This is a genomic window from Promicromonospora citrea, from assembly GCF_013004695.1.
GTDB classification, from domain to species: domain Bacteria; phylum Actinomycetota; class Actinomycetes; order Actinomycetales; family Cellulomonadaceae; genus Promicromonospora; species Promicromonospora citrea.
Genome location: NZ_JABEMG010000184.1, coordinates 1 through 6,553 on the forward strand (window position 1 = coordinate 1; position 6,553 = coordinate 6,553).

Annotated in this window: 5 protein-coding genes; 2 read left to right on the forward strand and 3 right to left on the reverse strand. The window is 75.4% G+C overall.

Annotated features, from left to right (window positions below):
- Positions 1 to 4: 4 nt before the first annotated feature.
- Complete coding sequence (locus HLB15_RS21570; RefSeq protein WP_171108540.1) at positions 5 to 1,081, reverse strand: LacI family DNA-binding transcriptional regulator; 1,077 nt, start codon at positions 1,079 to 1,081, stop codon at positions 5 to 7.
- A 277-nt stretch (positions 1,082 to 1,358) separates the two neighbouring features.
- On the opposite strand from HLB15_RS21570, the gene HLB15_RS21575 reads away from it, so the two are divergent.
- Positions 1,359 to 3,086: a beta-xylosidase family glycoside hydrolase gene (locus HLB15_RS21575; protein WP_171108542.1), complete on the forward strand. Its 1,728-nt coding sequence runs from the start codon at positions 1,359 to 1,361 to the stop codon at positions 3,084 to 3,086.
- Positions 3,087 to 3,144: 58 nt separating this feature from the next.
- On the opposite strand, the gene HLB15_RS21580 is transcribed toward HLB15_RS21575, so the two are convergent.
- Entirely contained in the window at positions 3,145 to 4,545 is a 1,401-nt protein-coding gene (locus HLB15_RS21580) for a threonine/serine exporter family protein (protein WP_171108544.1), read from the reverse strand.
- A gap of 134 nt (positions 4,546 to 4,679) precedes the next feature.
- On the opposite strand from HLB15_RS21580, the gene HLB15_RS21585 reads away from it, so the two are divergent.
- Positions 4,680 to 5,555, forward strand: a complete 876-nt coding sequence (locus tag HLB15_RS21585; protein ID WP_171108546.1) for a phosphotransferase — start codon at positions 4,680 to 4,682, stop codon at positions 5,553 to 5,555.
- 115 nt (positions 5,556 to 5,670) lie between these two features.
- On the opposite strand, the gene HLB15_RS21590 is transcribed toward HLB15_RS21585, so the two are convergent.
- A partial coding sequence (locus HLB15_RS21590; RefSeq protein WP_171108548.1) for a CopD family protein occupies positions 5,671 to 6,553 on the reverse strand: 883 nt, incomplete at its 5' end.

Below are 6,553 nucleotides of genomic sequence, written 5' to 3' on the forward strand. Positions count from 1 at the left end.
GCACTCAGCGCGCGGTTCGGCCCGGCGGCGCCAGGGTGGCTCCCTCGACGTCCGGGCACGCGAGCACCTGGTGCAGCTCCGCCTCGGTCACGGCGGTCGGCCGCCGGGCGTCGCGCTCGCGGCGGGGGCCGTCGTCGGCGGCGAGGCGCGACAACAGGTACAGCGCGCGGGCGCCCATCTCCTCGCGCGGCACGGAGAAGCCCGACCACGCCCTGCCGCCGCGCCGCAGGTGGTGCGGCTGGCCGAGCAGCAGCACGGACACGTCGTCCGGCACGCGCACGCCGCGGGCGGCGAGCTCGTCCGCGAGCTCCTCCGGGTGGTTCTCCGGCGCCACGACGACGGCGGTGAACCGCTGCTCGACGATCTCGGCCGCGGTGGCCGCCGTGTCCTCGAGCTCGACGAACCGGGTGGTCAGGCCGTGGGCCTTCATGGCGTCGCGGTAGCCCTCGACGCGGTCGAGGGTCGGCTGGTCGGTGCCGCGCAGGCCCACGTACCCGATGCGCCGGTGCCCGAGGGCGACGAGGCGGTCGATCTGGCGCACCGTGCCGCTCACGTAGTCGGCGCCCACGTAGGGCAGGCGGCCGCCGTCGCTGCCGCGCTTGCCGATGAACACGAACGGGTAGTTGGTGTCGAGCAGGTGCTGCAGCTCCCCCCGGTGCTCGTGCTGGCCGAGCAGGAGGCAGCCGTCGGCGACGCCGAGCCGCTGCCACCCCTCGCGCGTGAGCCGGCGGCGCCCGTCCTCGACCGGAGCGCTCGTGAACAGCAGCAGGTCGACGCCGAGCCGCTCGGCGGCGTGCTCGATGCCGGTGAGGAACGGGCCGTAGAAGTCGCGGCTCGGGCGCGGGAACGTGGCCTCGTAGGTGAAGACGCCGAGGATCTGCGCGAGGCCGCCCGCGAGCCGCTGCGCCGCCGGGTTGGCGGTGTAGCCCGTGATCCGGATGGCGTCGAGCACGCGCTGGCGCGTCTCCTCGCTGATCCGGACACCCGCCGGCGTGCTGCCGTTGAGCACGAAGGAGACGGTGGCCTGGCTGACGCCCGCCATCGCGGCGACGTCCGTCTGGGTGATGCGGCGACGCGGCACGGCTCCTCCTCGAACCCCTCGGTCGGCTCTGACCCTCGGAGTCTCACGGGGCGCCGAGCGCGGGGTCAATCGGATGATGCGCATTATTAGCAGTCGGTCGGGCGCGCCCGAGCGGGCGCCGTGCTGCCGTTGCACCGGCCTCGGCGTCGGATGTGGCGCATTATCACCGGGGCATGCTGATGAACCTCATCACCGCGCTTGACCCTTTCGCCGCCTCGCCCGAAGGCTGGCGACGCACGACCACCGACGGCGTGCACCGCGACGAAGGAGTACGCACATGGCAGTCCGCACCGCGGGCCGGGCCCTGGCCGGCGCAGCACTCGCCCTGGTGGCCGCGCTCGTCCCCGCCACGACGCAGGCGGCGGGACCGCCGCCCGGCGCTCCCGGCCCGGGCCAGGACCACCCGCCGCGCCACCGCACGGCCGACCTGCCGGTCTTCACGTCGACGGGCGCGATCGTCGACCCGCTCGACGAGACGCTGCCGCACAACCCCAACCAGGAGTTCATCTTCCCGTCGGTGTTCCACGCCGGCGCGCACCTGGCCGATCCCCTGGGCGAGTGGTACGTCTACTACGCGCCGCACGACGACCCGGGCGGCATCAACCTCATGTACGCCGACTCGCTCGACGGCCCCTGGACGCAGTACGAGGGCAGCCCCGTCGTGGCCAACCGCTGGGAGGGCGTCTACGACGTGCCGCACGTGTCTTCGCCCGACGCCGTGTGGAACCCCGACGAGCGACGGATGTACCTCTACTTCCACGGCGACAACCGGGTGACCCGGTACGCGACGTCGACCGACGGCGTCACGTTCGAGTACGGCGGCGAGGCGGTCACCACCGCGATGGTCGACGCCGCTCAGCCGGGCCGCCGCGCGACCGAGACGTCCTACGCGCGGGTGTTCCCCAACCCGGACCGGTCCTCGCCGCAGCGCTGGGCGATGCTGTTCATGACGAACTACGACACCAACGTGCGGCACATCAACCTGGCGTACTCGCGCGACGGGCGCGACTGGGAGGTCCGGCCGGAGCCCATCGTCACGCCGGGACCCGCCGAGGGCGTCAACGTGTCGGCGGCGGACCTGTGGCGGTGGCGGGGCCAGGACTACGTCGTCTACGGCTCGACGGTCGGGACGATCTTCGCGCGGCCCGTCGACCGCACCCTCACCGACGTCGGCGACCCCGAGCCGCTGTTCGTGCCGAACCCTGCCCCGCCCGAGGCCGGGCGGGCGTCGTCGCCGCAGATCGTGACCCATCGCGGCCGGACGCACATGGTCTACGAGTACGGCGAGCGCTCGCACACCACCGTCGGGCACGCGGTGCTCGACCCGGACGGCGTCCGCGACCCGCTGAACACCCACCCCGAGGACCCGCTGTACGCGCAGTGCACGGGCGCGGGCTCGGACGAGCTGGACGGCGACGCGCTCGACCGCTCGGTGTGGTCGACGTCCGTGCGCGGCGACCTCGACCGGTCCGTCGTCGCCGACGGCGCGTGGCACCTGCCGACGTACCCGGGCAACTCGACGTCGGCCCCGCTCGTGCTGCGCCCGGCGCCCGGCGGGCCGTGGCAGGTGACGACGCAGCTCACGCTCGACCCGGAGGTCAACTTCCAGCAGGCCGGCCTGATCCTGCGGCGCGACGACGCCACCTCCCTGCGCGTCGACGTCTCGCACGTCGACGCGGGCAAGCGGTTCGACTTCGTCTGGCGCCGGGACGGCGTCGACCGGAACGACGCGTGGACGGCGGAGGACTCCGCGCTCGCCCCGCCGGAGACCGGGGACACCGTGTGGCTGCGGATGACGCACCACGGCGAGTGGCTCACGGCGTCGTACAGCATCGACGGGGTGACGTTCCGCAACCTCGGCCGCGCCGCGCCCGCCGACGAGCTCGCGGCGACCGACCTCGGCCCGTTCGCCTACCGCGGCCCGGAGGCGACGCCGGAGCTCACCGCGTCCTTCGACTGGGTCCGCTTCACGCCGACGGCCGAGGAGCTGGCCACCTGCTCCTGACCGCCCGCGGGGCGGTGAAGCCGTCTCCGGTGCCCCAGCGCGGGGCACCGGGGACGGCTCAGCGGCGGACCCGGGCGCGGGACCGCGCCACGCTCTCGAGCGTGGCGCGCACGGGTGTGCCGAGGTAGATGCCCAGCGACGCGCCCGCCGCGAGCGCCAGGCCGACCGAGGCCGCGAGGACGAGGGAGCTCGCCCCGCCGGGTGCGCCCGACGCCGGGTCGGCGTGCACCATGCCGAGCAGGCCGTAGAAGACCGCGCCTCCGGGCACGAGGGGCACGATCGCCGCCGTCGTCACCGCGACGGACGGGACGTGCAGGTTGTGGGCGACGAGCACGCCGACGAAGCTCGCGACCAGGGCGGCGACACCGCTCGCCGCGGCCACGTGCAGACCCGCGAGGGAGGCCGCCGCGTCGTACCCGAGCGCCGTGATGCTGCCCAGCAGGGCGCTGATCACCACGATGCGCAGGCCCGCGCCGTTGAACAGCGCGACGGAGACCGCGATGATCACCGCGCCCGCGACCTGGCCGGGCAGCGGGCCGAGCGGCAGCGGGCCGTCCGGCAGCGTCATCCGGTAGCCGAGCACGCTGCCGAGCTCCAGGCCCGCGAGGATGCCCACCACCAGCCCGAGCGTCTGGAGGGTGAGGTCGAGGATGCGGCCCGCGGCGGTCAGCGCGAAGCCGTCGATGGCGTCCTGCGCCGCGCCCACCACGGTCAGGCCCGACAGCATGAGCACGATCCCGGACGCCACGATGATGGACGGCCGGATCCCGGTGAACGGCTCGACACCCGCCGCGGCGAGCGCGGACACGGCCACCGCGACGACGGTGGTGACGAACGCTCCCGCGATCTGGCTGAAGAACGAGGGCACCCGCAGACGGGCCAGCCCCGACTGGGTCGACGCCGCGGCGAGCGCCGCGACGAAGGTGAGGGCCGCGACCGTCGCGGTGCCGCCGGACAGGATGCTCACGCCGACCGTGAGCAGCGCCCGCGCGACGACCACGACCTGCGGCCGGTACCGGAACGGCACGCGGCGGATCGCCCGGAACCGTGCCCGTGCCTCGTCGAGGTCGAGCCCGCCGTCGATGTCCACGAGCAGCGCCTGGAGGCGCTGCAGCTTGGTGTGGTCGGGCGCGGCCACGCGGACCACGCGCAGCAGGGTGTGCGGCCACCCCTCGCCGCTGCGCTGGTAGGACAGCGCGATCGACGTGTACGTCACGTCGACGTGCACGCCGTGCAGCCCGTACGCCTCCGCGACCCGCGTGACGGCGAGGGTCACCTCGTGGGCGGACGCGCCGACGGCGAACATCTGCTCGCCGACCCGCATCGCGAGGTCGAGGGCCCGCAGCACCATGGCGTCGTCGACGGCGGGCTGCACCTCGGTGTCGGGCACGTCGGCGGGGTCGGCGCGCAGGACGTGGCGCACCGTCGAGTACAGGCTTCGGCGAGGTGGCTGCGGCATCGACCCATTCTGTGCACGACTGCGCGCACGACGCCGCCGCACCGGTACCGGACCGCCCGGAGGGGTTGCCGTCGGCGCGCGCTCCGGCCACGATCGTCGCCTCACGACGGGGGCGAGCACGGGAGCGCAGGCACATGGCACGCGGGGACATGACGCGCAGGCAGCGCCTGGCGGGGTACCTCGCCCGCGCCGCCGGGCGGTTCGGCGTGCGGCCGGACGGGGAACCGGTCGCCGGGGACTTCGACCGGACGCTGGCCGTGCGGGTGGCGGGCACGGTGGCGGGCACGGTGGCGGGCACGGTGGCGGGCACGGCTAGGGGCGCCGCCTGGCTGCGCGTCACCGCGCAGCCGCCCGCGTGGGCGGCCGGCGACGGCTGGGACGGCATCGCGGCGACGGCCGGCGCACCCTTCGCCGGGGTCCCGATGCCGCGTCACCTCGGCAGCGCCGAGTGGTCGGAGGACGGCGAGGTGGTCCGTGCCGACCTGCTCACCGCCGTCGACCACCCCGCCGTGACCACGGGGCTCGTGCTGCGGCACGACGTCGACCTGCCCGACGCGTGGTGGGCGGCGCTGCGGTCCGGGCTGGCAGCGCTGCGCGGTGTGGCCACGGACCGCGCGGTCCTGACGCCGGAGGGGCTCGCGGACGCGCTGCTCGCGACGTTCGGCGTGGTGGTGGACCTCGACCGTGTGCGGTGGGAGACCGCGCACGGCGACCTCCATCTGGGCAACCTCACCGCACCGGGGCTCACGATCCTCGACTGGGAGACCTGGGGGCGCGCGCCCGTGGGGTACGACGCCGCGGTGCTCGCCTGCTCGGCCGTGCTCCGGCCGGCCGTCGCGGACCGGGTACGGGCGGAGTTCGCCGACGTGCTGGGCACGTACTCCGGCGCCGTCGCGCAGCTCGCGGCCGCCGACAGGTACCTGGCCCTGGTGCGCCTGGGCAGGCACCGGGACGTGGCGCTCCCGCTGCGGCGGCACGCCGAGGCGGTGATCAGCGACCGGCTCGGCTGACGCCGGTCGGGCCGGGGCACCTGCTCAGGGCACCTGCTCAGGGCACCTGCTCAGGGCACCTGCTCAGGGCACCTGCTCAGGGCACCTGCTCAGGGCACCTGCTCAGGGCACCTGCTCAGGGCACACGGAACGTCGCCGTCTGCACCGGGTTGTCGAACTCGGTGGTGCGCAGCGAGACGCGGACGTCCCAGTCCCCCGACGTCGGCAGGACGACCTCGCCCGCGTACACGCCAGGTGCCTGCGACGCCAGCGGCACGAGGCCGAGGTCGACGTCGCCCGCCGTCAGCGCGAGCTCGGGGGCCGCGTACCCCTCGAAGGGCGCCCCGGCGGCGTCGGTCATGGCGATCGTCACGGTGGTCGGGCCGACGGCGGGCGGGTCGAGCGACACCTGGGCGGTGACCCCGTCGAGCCGCACCGCCTCGGTGACCGCGGCGGCGCTCGGCTGCCCGGCGACCGTGGCCTGCTCGGCCTCGGGGCTGCGGTCGACGAGGAACCCCGTGACCCCCAGCACGGCGCCGAGCACGACGGCCTCGGCGAGCGCCGTGCGGACCACGCGCCGGGCCGGGTCCGTCCGCTCGCGCGGTCGGCGGGCCGCGCGCAGGCGGGGCAGGAGGACGTACCGGTTCCACGCGGCCAGGCCGACGGCGACGAGCGCGACGAGAACCTTGACCAGCAGGAGCGCGCCGTAGCCGGTCTCGACGAGCGCGCCCCAGCTCCCCGCGACCCGCCACGCCAGGACGACGCCCGCGACCACGAGCCCGGCGAGGACACCGGCGGCGACGGCGGAGAACCGGCCGAGGAGCACGGCACCGGCGTCGTCGTGCACGAGGTCGCCGAGCACGAGGACGACGGCGACCAGCCCGCCGAGCCACACGGCCCCGGCGACCAGGTGCAGCACGTCGACGCCGACGGCGAGCGCCTCGGGCGTGGCGGCGCGCGTGTGCCCGGTGAACGCGGGCGCGGCGAGCGCCAGGGCGCAGCCGGCGACCACGACCGCC

What these genes read in the sequence shown, in the direction of transcription:
- HLB15_RS21585 (WP_171108546.1), top strand. Translation starts at nt 4,680, where the DNA reads ATGGCACGCGGGGACATGACGCGCAGGCAGCGCCTGGCGGGGTACCTC.
- HLB15_RS21580 (WP_171108544.1), bottom strand. Translation starts at nt 4,545, where the DNA reads ATGCCGCAGCCACCTCGCCGAAGCCTGTACTCGACGGTGCGCCACGTC.
- HLB15_RS21575 (WP_171108542.1), top strand. Translation starts at nt 1,359, where the DNA reads ATGGCAGTCCGCACCGCGGGCCGGGCCCTGGCCGGCGCAGCACTCGCC.